Here is a 16,936-nt window from a genome sequence, read left to right as displayed (position 1 = left end):
GGGGTCGAACACGTGCGCGCCCAGCTGGCGGTCGGCGAGCAGCCCGAACAGGGCGGCGGTGAGGATCGGGAACGCGATCAGGATCAGCAGCGCGGTGATGAAGATGTTCCAGGTGAAGATCGGCATCCGGAACATCGTCATGCCCGGCGCCCGCATGCACACGATCGTCGTCACGAAGTTGACGCCACCGAGGATCGTGCCCAGACCGGACACGATCAGCCCGATCGCCCACAGGTCCGCGCCCACTCCCGGTGAGGAGATCGCACTCGACAGCGGGGTGTAGGCGAACCAGCCGAAGTCCGCGGCACCGCCCGGGGTCAGGAAGCCCGAGATGACGGTGAGGCCGCCGAAGAGGAACAGCCAGTACGAGAAGGCGTTGAGCCGCGGGAACGCGACGTCGGGGGCGCCGATCTGCAGCGGCACGATGTAGTTCGCGAAACCGAACAGGATCGGCGTCGCGTAGAGCAGCAGCATGATCGTGCCGTGCATGGTGAACAGCTGGTTGTACTGCTCGGTCGAGAGGAACTGCAGACCCGGGCGGGCCAGCTCGCCGCGCATCAGCAATGCCATCGCGCCGCCGGCCAGGAAGAACCCGAACGACGTGACCAGGTACAGGATCGCGATGTCCTTGGGGTCAGTCGTCCGCAGCATCTTGAGCAACGTCGACCCCTTACCCGACCGACGCGCCGGATATGGGCGCGACGTGATCGGCTTCGGGGCGACGGCCGCCACAGGCTCTCCTCAGTTTGGGTGGTGCACTGACTCCGCTGCCTAACTCCTATGGAGCATAGTAGATCGAGCGCAGATGGAATGTACACCGAGGACCGGGCGGAGGCCCGCAACACGCTCCGGGAGGCAACCACTCACCGCTGCGGCCCTTCTGAAGCGTGCAGCGGTCGAGTCGTCGACGGCGCCGGGCTGGGCAAGGGGAGCTGGTTGAGCGGCAACGCCTGGCTGCTGTGGATGCGGCCTTTCGCGCCAACCGGGCCGTCGGCCGAAGCCCGGATGTGCGTCGGTCCCGACCGTGTCGATGGCGCTTGTGCCGACCTGCGTCCGGCACCACTCGCGAACAACGGCCGGTTCAGCGTGGCTCCTTCAGATATCGCTCTACGGTCTGGGAGACTTCGTCGGCGGTGCGGAACGGCTTCGGGGGGCTCACCTGTTGTGCGGATCCGTCGGGGCGGACGACGTAGGTGGTCGGGATCGCGTAGGGGACCCGGAGTGCCTTCCACAGCGCGGCGTCGGTGTCGACAACCGAGGGATATTGCGCGCCGAGCTCGTCCAGCAGGCCGAGCGCTGCGACGGCGTCGTCGCGCACGTCGATGCCCACTACGGGCACCGAGTCGGCCCGGCGGGTGTACTCGTTGAGCACGGGGATCTCGTCGCGACACGGACCGCACCACGACGCCCACACGTTGAGCAACGCCGGACGCCCGGCCAGCGCCGCGGCGAGGTCGACCTCGCCGGGACCCCCGAGACACGGCACGGTGATACCGGCCAGTGGGCCGGCCGTTCCCGCCGGTGAGTCGGGGCGTGGGGCGGGGCATGGGCGCAGCGCGGCGGCGGCACGCAGCGAGTCGACCTGCGGCCCCTGTGGGGCGGCCATGGTCGCGGTCCCGTCGATCCGCCACGGCGCGGTGGAAGATGGGGAGCCGGGGTCCGCGGCGCGTGGCCAGAGCGCTACCACGCCGACGACGACGAGCACGACGACCAGCGCCGTCGCGCGTACTTCCGACGAGCGAAGCAGCGAGCTCATCAGCGGCCCGCCACCGCAGGGGTGTCGGGGGAGGGCTGCACCGGCCCCCCGGTCTGGCCGGCCGGCTGCCGGCCGGCGATCACGGCGTCGAGCGCACCGGTGAGCAGCGGATAGGTGGTTCCTCCGGTGATCTTGGCGGCGACGGTGCCGGAGCGGTCGATGATGAAGGTCTCGGGCACTCCGAACAGGCCGAACTCCAGCGCGGCCGACGAACCGGGGTCGGTGACGTAGTGGTAGTTGCTCCCGCCGCGCCCGAGCTCGTCGAGGAACGCGGTGGCCGAAGTGGTGGAGTCCTGGTAGTCGACCCCGACGAAGGTGACGCCGGCGTCCTGGTACTGGCGGGCGGCACCGGTGAGCGCCGGGTGCTCGCCGCGGCACGCCACGCACCAAGATGCCCAGAAGTTGACCACCACGATCTGGCCGCGCAACGCAGGCAGCGACACCTCGCCGGGGCCCTCGAGTAGCGGGAGCGTTACCGCGGGGGCGGGCCGGCCGATCAGTGGGCTCTCGACCAGGGTCGGGTCACTGCCCAGCCGGGAGCCGAACACCGCCCCGATCCCGACCGCCGCGATCGCCACCAGTACCGCGGCGGCCTTGGCCACGCGTCGACGGCGGGCCCGTGGTGTGGGGAGCAGCTCGGTCATCGTGCCCCTCCTTGACGTTGCCGGGCCGTCGCAAGCAGTCGATCGACCTGCTCGCGGACGTCGGCGGTGAGCGGTCGGCGCTGGAGGTCGGTCAGGGTGCCCAGGGCTGTGGTCGGGTCGTTGCGGCCGTAGAGCGCGATGTTGGCGCGGAACCAGAGCGCGTCCTGAAGCGAGGGGTCGATCGTGAGGGCCCTGTTGACCGACTCCCACGCCGGTCCGACCTGGCCTATCTGGTGCAGCAACCAGCCGAGGTGGGCCAGGACCTCGGCGTTGTCTGGTTCGCGCCGCTGCGCGGCGAGGTAGTGACGCATCGCCGGGCCGTACTCGCCCTGGGCCTGGTAACGGTCGGCCAGTGCCAGCCGCATCCCGACGACGTCGGGATTGGCGGCGACGACCTGTTCGAGCTGGGTGTCGGTGACCGTGGCCGACGGATCCAGCGCCGGGGCGCCCCCGGCGCCCTGGACGGCCTCGTTGCCGGTGACGAACCCGCCGGTGGGCCGGCTGAGCACCGAGGTGGGCAGCAGGACGACGGCGACGATCAGCACGGTGACCCCGGCGAGGCCGTAGAGCATCGTCCACGCGCGGGGCCGGCCGGATCGGGTGCTGGCGCGGGTGTCGTCGGGGTCGACCTCGACGTCGGAGTCGAGGGCCGCGAGCGCCCGCCCGGCGACCGACCGGTAACGGCCGCGCAGCGCCCGGGCTCTGTCCGCCGGGATCTCCCCAGCGGCGACCTGCGCGTCGATCTCGACGATGTCGCGGACAGCCTGCTCGGCCAGTTCGTGCAGCTGACGGTCGCGGGTGTTCACAGCCCGTCCTCTCGATCGTCGAGGTCCGCCCTGGCCCGGGCCACCGCGGAGTCGACGAGGCGGTCGGCCGGTGCGGGGAGCTCCGGGGTCGGGGCATCGCGGCGCCGCCTGGTCCGGGTGAGCACCACGAGCACTCCGAGCGCGGCCGCGATCGCCGGGACCAGCCACACTGCCAACGTCGCCCCTGCGGTCGGGGGGTCGAGCAGCACCCAGTCCCCGTAGCGGGCCCGGAAGTAGTCGACCACCTCGGCATCGGTACGCCCGCCCGCCACCTGGTCGGCGACGACCTGGCGCATCGCGGTCGCGGTTTCCGACGGGGACTCCGCGACCGACACGCTCTTGCAGACCGGGCAGCGCAGGCGCTCGGAGAGGTCCTGCACCCGGTCTGGGATGGGCCGCACGGCGGTCACCAGCAGAACCGCCGTCAGCGCGAGCAGCACCGTGATCGACAGTGCGACCGCGGTGGACACCGCGCGTGGGGTCATGCGTCCGGTCACCGTCATCCCACCGTCGTGATCTGTCTGGTCGGTGCGGTGGGGGAGGTATCGCGGCGTCGGCGCCCACTCAGCGCCCAAGCTCCGCCCACCATCATCAGGCCGCCGGCCACCCACAGCCACATCATCAGCGGGTACCGGAACAGGTTCAGCGTCACCCGGTCGGGCGTGAGGCTCCCGAGCGAGACGTAGATGTCTTGGCCGGGTGTCGACCACACCGACGGGTTCCCGACCGCCTGAGGTTGGCTCGGGAACGAGTTCAGCCGGGGCTCCGCGATCCGGACGACCTCACCACCCGAGCGCAGCAGAATGTGCGCGTCGGTGACGAGCCGGTCCGGTTGCGGGTGCTGCTCGCTGACCGCGAACGTGACCGAGTAGCTGGCGAAGTCCGCGGACTGGCCGCGGTCCAACGTCACGGTCGCGCGCTCGGCGAGCCCACCGGAGACCGCGATCACGACCGCGGCCAGGGCCACACCGAGGTGCGCGAGCTGCCCGCCCCAGTAGCCGCGCTGCCCGCGCACCAGCCGCAGGATCCCGGCCGGTGTGCGGGAGGGCGCGGTGACCACGAGCTGGCGTGCGGACGAGGCGGCGATGCCGATCCCGATGCCGACCACGGCCACCACACCCGGGGAGCGCACCCCGGCCAGCACGGTCACGGCCATGCCCACGGCCGCGGCCAGCAGGGGCAGGCGCAGCCGCACCCACATCACCGAGGCGGTGGCCTGCCGGTAGGGCGTCACCGGGCCTACCCCCATCGCCAGTAGCAGCGCGAAGCTCAGCGGAACCGCCATCCGGTCGAAGAACGGCCGCCCGACCGAGACCTGCTGGCCGGTCAGCGCCTCGACCAGGATCGGGTAGGTGGTGCCCAGCAACACCACGAACGCGAACAGGCTCAGCAACAGGTTGTTGACCAGGAACACGCCTTCCCGGCTGGCCAGCGACTCCGGCCTCGTCAGTGACGCGACCCGTTCAGCACGCAGGACGATCAGCGCAAATCCCCCGGCGACGACGAGGACGAAGAACGTCAGCAGCGCCGGCCCGATCGGGGACTGGCTGAAGCTGTGCACCGAAGCGACCACCGAGGAGCGGGTCAGGAATGTGCCCAGGATCGTGAGCGAGAAAGTGGCCAGCACCAGGACGAAGTTCCAGGACTGCAGCATTCCGCGGCGGACCTGCACGACCGCGGAGTGGATGAACGCGGTCGCCACCAGCCATGGGATGAACGCGGCGTTCTCGACCGGGTCCCACGCCCAGTACCCGCCCCAGCCCAGCACCTCGTAGGACCACCAGGCGCCCAGCACCACGCCACCGGTGAGGAAACTCCAGGCCACCAGGTTGGATCGGCGGGTCCGGCGCAGCCAGTCCACCCCGCCCTCGCGCAGCAGCAGCGCCGACATCGCGAACGCGAACGGCACGGTGAACCCGACGAAACCGAGGTAGAGCATCGGAGGGTGGAAGGCGACCATCAGGTGGTCGGCCAGAATCGGGTTCGGCCCGGGACCGTCGGCGGGCGGGTCGGCCAGGATCGTGAACGGGTTCGCCGCCAGCGCGATCAGCCCGAAGAAGAACGCCGCGACCAACCCGAGCACCCCAAGCGCGCCGGTCCCGAGCCGGTCGGCGGTTCCCCGGACCTGGCGCGACACGACCGCGGTGTAGCCGGCGAGGATGAGCGCCCACAGTACGAGACTGCCGTCGAGCGCAGCCCACGCGCTGGTGACGGTGAACATCAAAGGGGTCGCGCGGGAGTGCGTCTCGGCCACGTAGGAGACCGCGAAGTTGTCGCTCAGCAGCGCCACCTCGAGCGCCACCATAGCCACGACCGCACCGGTGAGCATGCACCACACCCCGGCCTGGAGCTGCCGGCGGCGCACCGCGTCCGGATGGCGTTGGGCGCGCAGGCCCATCACCGCGAGGACGATCGAGCCGGCCAGTCCGAGCATCAGCCCGGCGAACCCGGCAGCGGGAACGGCGGTTGTCACGACGCCTCGCCCGGGGTCCGGGCGGCGGGCTCGGTCGGGGGACGGTAGTTCTCGTCGTGCTTGACCATCATCGAGTCCGAGGCGAACACCGGCCCGCGCCAGGCTCCCTCTAGCACGACTCCGATGCCAGCGGCGAACAGCTGGGCCGGAGCACCCCGGTAGTGCACCGGGATCCTGGTACCGGGTGCAGTACCGGAGGTCACCGTGAACCGCACTCCGTCGGCCGCGGGGGTCACGCTGCCCGCCTCGACCAACCCGCCGAGCTGGAAGCGACGTCCGTCCGGATAACCCTCACCGCGCTGGGCGACTGCCTCGGTCGGGGTCAGATAGTAGACGAGGTTGCGGTTCAGGCCACCGAAGAGCAGCGTCGCACCGAGTACGGCCACCACCCCGATCCCAGCGATCGCCAGCAGGCGGTAGCGACCCGGGCCGCGTCCGGTGCTCCGTTCGGCAAGCACGGTCGTTTGGCTCATCGGGTCTCCCCGCAGTGTCGCTGTACCCGAGCTGCCCGGTAGTGCAGTGACACGAGGTAGCTGATCACCGCGCTGCCGGTGATGCCGTATCCCAGCGCCACCCAGGCCCAGTCAGCCACACGATCCCTCCTTCTGCGGGGCGGTCACCGCGGCGCCCGCAACGGCACCTGGCCGGACGAGATCGGCGGTCTCGAGGGCGTCCTGTGCCTCGGCCAGCCGTGCTCGGGCCCGCACCAGCAGCGCGTACAGGAGCGTGAACGCCACGACGCTGAGCACCAGCGTCGCCAGCATCGTGTGGTCGATGGTGGGGTCACCCGGGCGCAGCACCGTCGGCGGCTGGTGCAGGGTGCGCCACCACAACACCGAGAAGTGCACGAGCGGAACCTGAGCGAAGGCCACCACCCCGAAGACCGCCGATCTCCGTGCCCGCAGAGCCGGCTCGGGCACCGCCCGGCGCAAAGCCAGATACCCCAGGTAGATGAAGAACAACAACGCGGTCGTCACCAGGCGCGCGTCCCAGGTCCACCAGACCCCCCACGTCGGGCGGCCCCAGACCGACCCCAGGACGATGGTCAGGCCGGTGAAGAACACGCCGACCTCGGCGCTAGCGGCGGCCAGCCGATCCAGGCCCGGGCTACGTCGCCACAGCCAGCCGATGCTCGTCACCAGCGTCACCGCGTAGCTGAGGTACGCCACCCACGCCGTGGGTACGTGCACGTACATCAACCGGACCAGCTCACCCTGCACGGCATCCGGGGGCGACAACAGCGCGGCGAACAGCCCCGCCGCGATCGCCGCCCCGGTGACCAGGGGAAGGCGGCGACCGAACACCGCTCGGTCACCGGCCGTTCCGCCGGCCGTGGTCACGTCGGAACCTGTCATGTCAGCTCCTCCAGGTAGCGGGCGCACCACGCGGCGAGCAGCGCGGCAACGAGATCGACGGTGAGCACGAGTACCAGCCAGGGCCACGGCGGGCGTCCGTACCGGGCCGCGGTGAGGACCCCGGTGGCGCCGAGCAAGAGCGGTACCGCCACCGGTGCCACTAGCAGCGGCCCGAGCGTGGTGCGCCCGGCCAGCCCGGCGGCGAGCGCGTCGGCGAGCGCGCCGAGCACCGCCAGCCCGGCCGCGACGAGCACGAACACCGGGACCTGCCACGCCCATCCAGTGAGATCAGGGTTGTAGAGCAGCACCGCGACCGGGGCTAACAGCAGCTCGAACCCGAGCAGCAGCAGCCCGTTGCCCAGCGCTCGACCGGCCAGGCGCACCCGGGCGCTCACACCTGCCAGACGCAGCATCGCCAGCTGCGCCGCGCTGTCCACCGCGCTCGTGCGCAGGGTCACCAGCACCCCGAACAGCAGCACGACCAGCCAGTACATCGCGGGTCCGAGTTGTCGCAGCAGTGGCGTGTCCACCCCGACCGACAGCGGGACCAGCAGCAACGCGACCGCGCCGAACGGGGCGGTGACCAGCAACGCTTCGCCGGTGCGACGCTCCAGACGCAGGTCCTTGCCCGCGAGGAGGAGGCACTGGGTCAGCGGGGTAACCCGTGCGTCCGGGGCCGGTCCGGCGGCGACGGTCATCGGGCGGCCTCCGATCCCTGCCCCACGCCGGCACGCACGGCGTGACCGTCGATGATCCGGACGAGACGGTCGGCCAGCCCGGCCAGCCGATCTGGCTCGTGGGAGACCAGTACGCAGACCCCGCCCCGGCCCCGTACCCGGGCCACGACCTCGTCGACGAGGCCGGTCGCATCACGGTCCAGGCCGGCATGGATCTCGTCGAGCAGCAGCATCGTCGGCTCAACCATCAGCACCCGCGCCAGCTCGGCGCGACGCGCCATACCCTGCGAGCAGCTCTCTGCGCGCCGATGCGCGGCACCCGCGAGCCCGACCGCGGCCAGTGCACGGTCTGCCTTACCTGCGTCGCGTCCGCTCAGTTGCGCGACGAACCGCAGGTTCTCACCGAGAGACAGCTGAGGGTAGAGCGCCGGCTGGTGGCCGACCAGGGCGATCCGCGGGCGCGCGGGCGTCCCCGAGCCGGAGGCGACCTCGTGGCCCAGCACCTCCGCCCGGCCGGCGCAGGGCACGACCAATGTCGCCAGCACGTGCAGCAGCGTGGTCTTGCCGGACCCGTTCGCGCCCAGTACCCCGACTGCTTCCCCGGCGTGCAGGCGCAGGCTCAGATCGCGCAGGATCGGCGTCCGCCGGATCGTGACACCGACACCCTCGAGCCGTGCGAGCACTGTCTCCGGCGATGCCCGAGCGCCGTCGCGGCCGGTGGCCTCGGCACTGTCGGCGGGTTGTGCGGTAGGTGGCATGTCGTCCCCGGTCCGGCGTCGCTGCTTCCGGAACTACTATGCTCCGTAGAAGATCGGTGCGCACCATCGGGGGTGGGCGGTGCACCGGCCTCGGCAAGACGACCGTCCGGTGCAGGCCGTTCCGGCGCAGCGACCTCGATGCCGGGTGTCGCCGAGGTTCGGGAGCCGGATTCTCGCTGGGCGGTTGCCGCGCCGCCGTGGCAACCCCGAGCCCGGGAGCGCGGGCACACGGCCGACCGGGGGCTGTCACGGACCCACCCCAGTCGCGCGACAGGGACGACGTATCCCCGCCATCACGGTCCGAGATCGCGCGGTTCAAATCCCGTCTTCGGTCGGCGTGTGGTGTCCGGCCCCGGCGATCCGGCGGCGTCGACGGGCAGTGAGCAGGGCGGGTGCGCACAGGACGAGGCCGGACAACGCCAGGAACGGGGGGTCGCCCAGGCGTGCGTAGGGAGTCAACCCGGTCCGCATCGGTACGGCCTCGCGCAGCAGTGCCGGCTCGCCGAGCTCGCTGCGCGCCAAGACCCGCCCGTCGGGCAGAATGGCGGCGGAGTAGCCGGTAGGTGCGGCCTGCAGGACGCTGCGCCCGAACTCGCGGGCTCGTATCCGGGCGGCGGCGACCTCGATCGCAGGGACCTCCTCGGTGACGTAGGAGGAGGCGTTGGTGGGCACGAGCAGCACACGACCGCCCGCGGTGACGGCCTCCCGTACCCGGTCGGCGAACAGGACCTCGTAGGAGACGACGACACCGAGTGGTCCCGCGGGGGAGTCCAGGAGGGCGGTCCCCCGCCCGACGACCGCGTCGCGGGGGACCAGCGAGGTGAGATCGGTGAAGGTTTCAAGCAGCTTCCGTCCGGGGATGTATTCGCCGAACGGGACTCGGTGCTCCTTCTCGTAGCGTCCGGTGCGCCGGCCATCGGGGCTCCACAGCACGGCCGCGTTGCGGAACGCATCTCCCTCCGACTCGGTCACCCCTACCACGACCGGGGCGTCGAGCTCGCGCGCAAGAGCGGCGACCCGCGCGTCCCCGGCGGTGCCCGCGACCGGTCCGCGGGAGGTGATGACGTTCTCCGGCAGCAGGACCAGGTCGGGGGAGCCGGTGATCCGACTGGCGACCGCGAGCTGCCGGTCGGTGGTCTCCTTCGGATCGGTGAACACCGCGCGCAGCCCCCGGGGACCGCCGCCCTGCACGACCGCGGCATCCAAGGTGCCGACAGGGGACGTGGCCACCGCGGCCGCGGCGACGAGGGGGGCGGCGCCGAGCACCGCAGCCACCGCCACCGCAAGCAAACGGCGCCGGCCACGGGTTATCACTAGCGCGGCGAGTCCGACCCCTGCGGTGGCGGCGACGCCCGTCACCAGCAATGAGCCGCCCAGCGACGCAGCTCCGGCGGCGGGACCGTCCGGCTGGCTGAGCACCAGCGCGGGCAGCGGGAAACCGCCGAAGGGAAACGCCGTCTGCGCGGCATCGAGGAGCACAAGGGCCGCCGGAACGGTCCACCATCCTCCCGACCAGCGACCGACGACTGCCGCCGGGACCACCGCGGCGGCCAGGGCGAGCATGCCCGTCTCGAGCACGACGACCGCGATGTAGCCCGCCGCGGCGAAGTCGCTGAGCCAAAGGAGCGAGATGCCGTAGAACACTGAACCGGTCAGCGCGCCGAGCCCCAACCGCGCTCGCAGCGGGCGGCCGTGCAGTGCCACCGCCCACATCGCGACCCCGAGCGGCAGCAGCGGCCACCACCCGCGCGGCGGGGCGGCCGCAGCCCACGCGCCTGCTGTCGCGACGGTGAGCATGAGCGCGGCCGGCAGCGGCACCGCGGGACCGGGGGCCGTGCAGCGGCGGGGTCGGATGCCCCCCAGGGGCGTCGTGTGGTACGGCGGTACGAGGGAGCCGGTCGGCAGACCTGTGGGCAGGGCGAGTTCCCCGCGGCCCCGTCGCGATCGATCTGACATGACATCCCCGCATCGCCGTGAGCCCCGACTCGCTTCTACTATGCAGCGTAGAAGCTACGTTAGGGCGCGCCGCAGCCCGCTACCGGAGAGAGGAGCGCCGGTGGAGTTGGTCGCGCTCGCGTCGCTGGCCCTCGTGGCCGGGGTGGTGTCGTTCAGCTCGCCCTGCGTGTTGCCGCTGCTTCCCGGATACATCTCCTACGTGTCGGGACTGGGCGGTCGCACCGGGGCGGCCGGCGGGCCCGTGACCGCCGCGCCGGACCGGCGTCAGATCCGGCTCGGCACTGCGCTGTTTGTGGCGGGGTTCGTGATGGTGTTCACCGCGCTGGGCGCGACCGCCTCGGCCCTGGGCCTGCTACTGCGCCAGTACCTGCCGATCATCACCGTCGTCGGTGGCGGAGTCGTCATCGTGCTCGGTCTGTTCCAGATGGGCCTGCTGCGCATCCCCCGGCTGGCGCGTCAGGTGCGTGTCGACATGTCCCGGATCGGGACCGGGCCGGCCGGTGCCTTCCCGCTGGGGGTGGCGTTCGCCTTCAGCTGGACGCCGTGCGTGGGCCCGGTCCTGGCGACCGTCCTGGCCACCGCCGCGACTGGCGCCGACCCGGGTCGGGGGATTGTGCTGCTGCTGGCCTACTCGGCTGGACTGGGGCTTCCGTTCCTGCTGCTGGGAGCCGGGGTCGCGCGGGGCACGGACCGCTTCGGCATGCTGCGCCGTCATGCCCGACATGTGGAGATCGTCGGTGGCCTCGCGCTGGTGGCCACGGGGTTGCTGATGATCACCGGAGGCTGGACGGTGCTGATGAGCCAGGTGCTGGCGGTCTACGCCCGGCTCGGTTGGCCGCCGATCTGATGGGGCTCCCGACGGACCTGTCCCACCTCAATCTGATCGGCATCGTTCCCGTCTCCTGCCTGATCAGCCTGACTGCCGGAGTAGCGCCCCGGCCGCTCGCCGAACCCCCGAGGCATTGCCGACCAGGTCGGCGGCTTCGACGTCGTCGACAGCCTCAACGGCAACTCATCAACCCAGCCGTCATCGCGGTGGTCGCGGGCAGATCCACGCTCGCGATCAGCCCGCAGCGCGGCGGCGATGTTGGTAGCGGATCCGGCACCTTCGCAACCCGCAGGACCTCCGGGTTCGAAGAACGCCGCTGCCTTGCTCATTCCCTGCCCCCTCAGTAGATCTTTTTTATCTCCGACCTCATCAACCCGGGTTCAGGTCAAGGGGCTGGGAGCTGCGGATTTCGGAGTCGGTGACCTACGGATCATGGTGATGATGACCAGCAGTCCGACGAGCATGATCCCGGTGGCGACCAGGAAACCCGCTGACCAGCCCTGGGTGATCGAGTCGGGAGTGGCTTCGTCGCCACCGGGTGTGAGGCTTCGGGTGTAGGCGGTGCTCACGGCGGTGAGGACGGCGAGCCCCAAAGCCCCGCCGATTTGCTGACCGGCGTTGAACAGGGCGGCCGCTATACTGCTGTCCTGGACGGGGGCAGAGCCGACCGCGGCCGAGGTGAGGGCAACGAACGCGAGTCCGAGTCCGAGCCCGGCCAGGAGGAACGCCGGGAGCAGCCGGCCGAGGTAGGTGCTGTCCGGAGCGATGAAGCTCAGGCTCGCGAGCGCGACCGTCGTCAACAGCGCCGAGGTGACGAGCAGCGGGAGCGGCCCGGTCCGGCCGATCAACCGGCCCGCCACCGTGGAGGCGACGGCGATGGCGATCGTCATTGGGAGGAACGCCATGCCGGTCAGGATCGGGCCGTAGTTCAGGGTGGCACCCATGAACACGCTCATGAAGTAGAACAGCGCGTAGATCGCCGCACCCAGCACGAGGCCGACGATATTGCCGCCCAGCACGTTCCGGCTGCGGAGGAGTCTTGTCGGGATCAGCGCGTGCGGCCGGATGGCCTGCAGCCGGGCGAATCCGAGCAACAAGACCACCGCCACCAGCAGTGCCGGCATGGCAGCAACGGACGTCCAGCCGACCTCGGAGGCCTGCACCAATCCGTAGACGAGAAGGACGAGCCCTGCCGTAGCCAGCACGGCGCCGGCGAGGTCGAACCGCGGCGCCTGCTCCACCTGGCTCTCCGGGAGCACCGCCAACGCACAGGCCACCGCGATGGCGGCGATCGGGACGTTGACCCAGAACACCCACTCCCACGACAGCGCCTGGGTCAGGACGCCACCGAGGATCAGGCCGAGCGCGGTGCCACTGGCCGAGACGCCTCCCCACACCGCGAGCGCGCGATCTCGATCACGACCTGGTGGGAAGACGGTCATCAGTAGCGACATCGATGCCGGCGCCATGATCGCGGCGGCAAGCCCCTGCACGGCGCGACCGCTGAGCAGGACTCCCGCCGACCACGCCACGGCGCACAGCAGCGATCCGAGTCCGAACGCGGCCGTACCGACGACGAACATCCGCCGCCTGCCGAACCGGTCGCCGAGCCGTCCGCCCAGCAGCAGGAATCCGCCGAACGCGAGGACGTAGGAGGTGACGACCCACTGCAGGTCGGCCGTGGCCAGGTCCAGGTCGTCCTGGATGGCGGTGAGAGCGACGTTGACGATGGTCGCATCCAGGACGATCAAGAGCTGGCTGCCAGCCAGCACGGCCAGCGCGAGCCGTCGCCTGCCGCGGGTGGCGGCCGCAGGTGGTGTGGACGCCGTCATGGGAACTCCTCGACATTTGACTCAACGACTGTAGGGTCAAGTTACACATTGGGTCAACGCATGTGGAGTGAGCGGATGATCGAGGTCGACACGGCACCGAGCAGGGCCGAGCGGAGGCGGCGCAGTGAGGCGACGATCCTGGACGCGGCGAGGCACCTGTTCGCGGAGGTCGGGTACGAGCGCGCCACCATCCGCGCGGTGGCGCAGCGGGCGGGAATCGACCCCGCGCTGGTGATGCAGAACTTCGGCAGCAAGGACGGGTTGTTCGCCGCTGCCGTCCGGTGGAGCGTGCCCACCGAGGGCCTGACGGGGGCCGATCGTGGCGAACTGCCACGGATGGCGCTGGAGCACGCGCTCGACGCCTTCGACAACCCCAACCTGCGTCCGGCCGCGGAGGCGCTGCTGCGGAGCTGCCTCACCCATCCCGCAGCCGAGGCGGTCATGCGGGACGAGGTGATGCGGCAGGCACAGGCGCAGGTAGCCGCCACGATCGGCGGTGCTGACGCGGCCCTACGAGCAGCACTGCTCAACGCGGTGACTCTGGGATTGACGATCTCGCGCTACCTGCTGGCGGACCCGGCGGTCGCGGATGCCGAACCCGCCGACCTCCAACGCCTCCTCGGCCCCGCCCTACAGGCGCTGGTGTGCAGTGTTCCCGATTCCATTGACACCGAATTGGACTGCCAGGGCGGCTAGTTTCCAGCGAAGGCGAGCCTGACGTCTTCGCGATCCTGTTCAAGAGAACGGCTGCCCATGGCGTATCGGTGGGATCGCCGCTGCCGCGCTGGCCCTGCTCCGCCACGAGAACTACCGCGTTACATGATCCACAGCCGTTGATCACACAGTGCGACAGATCCTTACTCGGAGCGGCTCAGTGATCGTTGTCGTTGGCCCGTCACCCTCGCCGGATCAACCGGCCCGAGGCTCGCCTGGGGTGAACTCCTATATAGCGTAGGAGTAAATTGGGCGATGAGCCCTGAGCGACCCCACGACACTGCGGCATGACCTGGACTAGGCAGCGGGTCCTGCCGAGCACGGGTCGGCGGCGTCGGACGCGGCTCGGCGATCGGGAAGCGTCGGCTCTGTGACGAGCTGTCGGGCGTTGGTCTAGTCGGGAGGACGCCCTACGACGGGCCTACCGCGACTTGCGGTGGGTCGGAGGTGGGTCGGCGGGCTGGGGAGCCGGCCGGCCCACCTCGACTCCGAGCGTGCGGACGAACGGGTTCAGGCCGCGATCACGAGAACCGACACCATGGCCACCGCCAGGCACACGACAGCGGTGAGCTGACGGCCGTACCGGGTGTTGCGCGGAAGATTCCGCAGCGGAAACAGCATCTGGCGGCCGAAGGTGTAGGTCGCGAGGGCGCCGACGAAGACGGCACCGTGCGGTGTGGGCGCCACGAGAACGACGCTTAGCAATGCGCCGACGCCGATCACGCCAGCAGTCGCGGACTCGAAAAGCTGGGTGGGGACGCGTCGGACCCCGAGCCGGCGGTCGGAGGACCACAGGCCCCACCGGGACGCTGTCGGGCGACCCGCACAGCACCCGCCGAACAGGCAACCCACCCGGCCGATTGCCATCCCGAACAGCAGGCCCGGTGCCGTCACGTCCAGCAGTGTTCCCGCCGGGAACCCGAGCACCGCGGCGCCAACGAGCATGGTGCCCAACGCCGCGAGTACGAATCCCTGGATGCACAGACCCGCGCTGGCGCTCATCCAGCCTCGCCGCCGGTTCGGATGCTCGGCGATGTAGTAGAGCCTCGCCCCGACCAGTCCGACGAGGCAGGCGGCCACGGACAGTAGCAGGGCCGCCGGTACCGACAGCGTGGCGCGAGCCGCCAGCACGGCTTGCAGGACCAGAGCGACGACGGCGCCGAGGCCGACCAGTGCCGGCCACGCCCCGATCCGCGCGCCGGGGGCGCGGGCCCTCAAGACCGGCGCGAACCCGGTGGACCCCGTGCTCGCGGCGGGGGCCGGGCTCGGCCGTCCGGGCCCGGCTGCGGGATCCTCGACGATGGCGGTCACGTCCCACGTTCCGGCGAGGACGTTCTCGACGCGGCGCGTGAGGGTGATGCGTCCGGAGTCTGGGACGACCTTCGCGACGGTTTCGTGCACGCTGAACCGCTCCGGCGGCGTGGTTGGCCCGTCGGTCCGTCGGACCCCGTCGAACCGGATGGTCACGGGCCCTGGCTCTCCGTCGGGTGGCGACTCGAAGGTGTAACTCAGTCCGATCGCCTGTGGGTCGAGGTCCTCCACGGCGGCGCATCCGGTGGCGGTCACCTCCAGGGACGTGGGGGTGACCGCGGCCGCCTCTTCCGGTGACACGGGCTCGGGTGGTGGTATCGGAGGCGAGATTGGTCGGGACGGTGCTGGCCGGCCCGACGCGGCCCGGGTGGCGCGTGGCGGCTGTCTCGCGGTCTCGAGTTCAGTGAGGGCTCGCTGGCTCAGACCGTTGTCGCGGGGGCCGACCGAGGCAGGAGCGCTGGGGCCCGATGTCGGCTCGTGCGCGGCCCTGCGGCGTTGCCTTTCCGCCCGACGCTTCTGTTCGCGGCCCATGTTCGTTGCTCCCTCCGCCCAACCCAACTCCTACGCAGCGTAGTACATAGCGGGTGGTGGAACGGGGTGCCTGAATTGGGTCGTGTGACGGTTCACCGACCGAGGAGGCCGGCTGGGGCAGTCAGGGTTGGGTCGACGTTGGGCCGGCCGCGTTCGGATCGTGGTCGGGACGGTCGTTTCCGACCGAGCCGGGCCCGAACCGGGGTTCGCCGGTTCGTTCGGGGAGCACGTGGCGGGGTTGCCGATCGGCACAGTCGCGACGGTCAGTCGTCGTGGTCGTCGGTGCTCGGGGAGGTGGCGCCGTTGAGCGCCTGTCGCAGGACCTCCTGCTCGCGGCCGGAAGCGAAGCCGATGAAATGGAGCAGTGCCGTGTCCACCTCGGCGGATGATCTCAGGAGCGAGTGCATCAGTTGTGCGGCGGTCTGCTCCCGGCTGCTGATCGCGGTGTAGGCGAAGCCGCGTCCTGCTCGCCGTCGCTGTGCCCAGCCCTTACGCGTCAGCTTCTCCAGGACGGTCTGGACGGTGGTGTAGGCCAGTGTCCGATGCGGGGACAGCGCGCTGAGCACCTCGCGGACCAGTCGTGGCTCGGCCGAGTCCCAGAGCACTTCCAGGACGGCGTGCTCGAGTTGTCCGAGACCCAACGAGCTGTGCCCGGCAGGCGAGTCGCCGACCATCGGGGTTCGCCTCCGTTCCGGGGAAACTTCGGGACCGCGAGATGTCGGTACCGCTGCTGTCGTCGTGCCGACAGGCGGTGATCGTACGCGAACCAATGTAGCGCCCGGCTTCCTTGTGGGCACCGCGCGGAGCCCCGATCTGGCCGTCAAGTCCGGGGGTTGATGGAGGCAGGGGGTTCCACAGCGCGAAGAGCGAGGATGCCGGGCTCGATCAGTGCCGGTCCGCTCGTACCGGCCGACTGCGCCCACCTCGCTGCGCGGAACAGAGGGGATCCGGCCGCCGGCGGGTAGATCCCGAGGAGCGGCAACGCGTTCCGACCGCACTTGCGGGCGTGCTCGAATGACTCCTCCGACACCGACCGGACGGTCTGGTCCTCGTCCAACGGGTGTGGCAGAAACCCGGGTGATCGCACCGTGGACTACCCACCTCTGATCACCCCTCCAATGGGCCGACGGTGACGGACCATCGGCAGGACGGGGTCGCAGTGGTTCTGCGATGAGTGGAAGGAGCGGGGTCTGGTGTTGACTCCAATGTGGCAATGCGACCGTTCGGCGCCCGTCCGGATCCGGTGATCTCAGGCGTCGCTCACGAGGGGCTGCCCCACAGCCGAAGTGCGGGT

Annotated in this window: 17 protein-coding genes; 2 read left to right on the top strand and 15 right to left on the bottom strand. The window is 70.8% G+C overall.

The window, feature by feature from the left end; all coding sequences use genetic code 11:
• From I4I78_RS17400 to lnt, 12 genes are all read right to left on the bottom strand, one after another.
• On the bottom strand, positions 1-732 hold a 732-nt coding region (locus I4I78_RS17400; RefSeq protein ID WP_218612393.1), incomplete at its 3' end, for a cbb3-type cytochrome c oxidase subunit I.
• Between the two features lie 349 nt (positions 733-1,081).
• Entirely contained in the window at positions 1,082-1,756 is a 675-nt protein-coding gene (locus I4I78_RS17395) for a TlpA disulfide reductase family protein (RefSeq protein ID WP_218612392.1), read from the bottom strand.
• Positions 1,756-2,400 (bottom strand): TlpA disulfide reductase family protein, encoded by a 645-nt coding sequence (locus tag I4I78_RS17390; protein ID WP_218612391.1) that lies wholly within the window; start codon positions 2,398-2,400, stop codon positions 1,756-1,758. The genes I4I78_RS17395 and I4I78_RS17390 overlap by 1 nt, the downstream gene beginning before the upstream one ends.
• The gene (locus tag I4I78_RS17385; RefSeq protein WP_218612390.1) at positions 2,397-3,206 is read right to left on the bottom strand and encodes a hypothetical protein; all 810 of its coding nucleotides are present in this window, start codon (positions 3,204-3,206) and stop codon (positions 2,397-2,399) included. Before I4I78_RS17385 ends, I4I78_RS17390 begins: the two co-directional genes overlap by 4 nt.
• Positions 3,203-3,691 carry a cytochrome c-type biogenesis protein CcmH gene (locus I4I78_RS17380; protein WP_218612389.1) on the bottom strand — a complete coding sequence of 163 codons (489 nt, stop codon included), beginning with the start codon at positions 3,689-3,691 and terminating at the stop codon, positions 3,203-3,205. The genes I4I78_RS17385 and I4I78_RS17380 overlap by 4 nt, the downstream gene beginning before the upstream one ends.
• Positions 3,692-3,705: 14 nt before the next feature.
• Positions 3,706-5,679, bottom strand: a complete 1,974-nt coding sequence (locus I4I78_RS17375; RefSeq protein ID WP_218612388.1) for a heme lyase CcmF/NrfE family subunit — start codon at positions 5,677-5,679, stop codon at positions 3,706-3,708.
• Positions 5,676-6,152: a cytochrome c maturation protein CcmE gene (locus I4I78_RS17370; RefSeq protein WP_218612387.1), complete on the bottom strand. Its 477-nt coding sequence runs from the start codon at positions 6,150-6,152 to the stop codon at positions 5,676-5,678. The genes I4I78_RS17375 and I4I78_RS17370 overlap by 4 nt, the downstream gene beginning before the upstream one ends.
• Positions 6,149-6,271, bottom strand: coding sequence for a hypothetical protein (locus tag I4I78_RS33440; RefSeq protein WP_255567136.1), 123 nt, complete (start codon positions 6,269-6,271; stop codon positions 6,149-6,151). The genes I4I78_RS17370 and I4I78_RS33440 overlap by 4 nt, the downstream gene beginning before the upstream one ends.
• Positions 6,264-7,034, bottom strand: coding sequence for a cytochrome c biogenesis protein CcsA (gene ccsA, locus I4I78_RS17365; protein ID WP_218612386.1), 771 nt, complete (start codon positions 7,032-7,034; stop codon positions 6,264-6,266). Before ccsA ends, I4I78_RS33440 begins: the two co-directional genes overlap by 8 nt.
• Positions 7,031-7,732, bottom strand: coding sequence for a heme exporter protein CcmB (locus tag I4I78_RS17360; RefSeq protein ID WP_218612385.1), 702 nt, complete (start codon positions 7,730-7,732; stop codon positions 7,031-7,033). The genes ccsA and I4I78_RS17360 overlap by 4 nt, the downstream gene beginning before the upstream one ends.
• A complete protein-coding gene (locus I4I78_RS17355) occupies positions 7,729-8,394 on the bottom strand; it encodes an ABC transporter ATP-binding protein (protein ID WP_308252182.1) in 666 nt (221 codons plus the stop codon). Before I4I78_RS17355 ends, I4I78_RS17360 begins: the two co-directional genes overlap by 4 nt.
• A 390-nt stretch (positions 8,395-8,784) precedes the next feature.
• Positions 8,785-10,287 (bottom strand): apolipoprotein N-acyltransferase, encoded by a 1,503-nt coding sequence (gene lnt / locus I4I78_RS17350; protein ID WP_218612383.1) that lies wholly within the window; start codon positions 10,285-10,287, stop codon positions 8,785-8,787.
• 238 nt (positions 10,288-10,525) lie between these two features.
• On the opposite strand from lnt, the gene I4I78_RS17345 reads away from it, so the two are divergent.
• Complete coding sequence (locus I4I78_RS17345; RefSeq protein ID WP_218612382.1) at positions 10,526-11,272, top strand: cytochrome c biogenesis CcdA family protein; 747 nt, start codon at positions 10,526-10,528, stop codon at positions 11,270-11,272.
• Positions 11,273-11,634: 362 nt separating this feature from the next.
• Here the strand turns inward: I4I78_RS17345 and I4I78_RS17340 are convergent, their stop codons facing one another.
• Positions 11,635-13,086: an MFS transporter gene (locus I4I78_RS17340; RefSeq protein WP_218612381.1), complete on the bottom strand. Its 1,452-nt coding sequence runs from the start codon at positions 13,084-13,086 to the stop codon at positions 11,635-11,637.
• Between the two features lie 75 nt (positions 13,087-13,161).
• Here I4I78_RS17340 and I4I78_RS17335 point away from each other — a divergent pair, with 75 nt between their 5' ends.
• Positions 13,162-13,782, top strand: coding sequence for a TetR/AcrR family transcriptional regulator (locus I4I78_RS17335; protein WP_218612380.1), 621 nt, complete (start codon positions 13,162-13,164; stop codon positions 13,780-13,782).
• A 528-nt stretch (positions 13,783-14,310) separates the two neighbouring features.
• Here the strand turns inward: I4I78_RS17335 and I4I78_RS17330 are convergent.
• A complete protein-coding gene (locus I4I78_RS17330) occupies positions 14,311-15,267 on the bottom strand; it encodes a prolipoprotein diacylglyceryl transferase (RefSeq protein WP_218612379.1) in 957 nt (318 codons plus the stop codon).
• Between the two features lie 638 nt (positions 15,268-15,905).
• The gene (locus I4I78_RS17325; protein WP_218612378.1) at positions 15,906-16,316 is read right to left on the bottom strand and encodes a BlaI/MecI/CopY family transcriptional regulator; all 411 of its coding nucleotides are present in this window, start codon (positions 16,314-16,316) and stop codon (positions 15,906-15,908) included.
• Positions 16,317-16,936: the final 620 nt, after the last annotated feature.

It is taken from the genome of Pseudonocardia sp. KRD291 (genome assembly GCF_019263595.1).
In the GTDB taxonomy this organism is placed as follows: Bacteria; Actinomycetota; Actinomycetes; order Mycobacteriales; family Pseudonocardiaceae; genus Pseudonocardia.
Note: the sequence above shows the minus strand (reverse complement) of the source record. Positions and strands in the feature narration are given on the sequence as shown.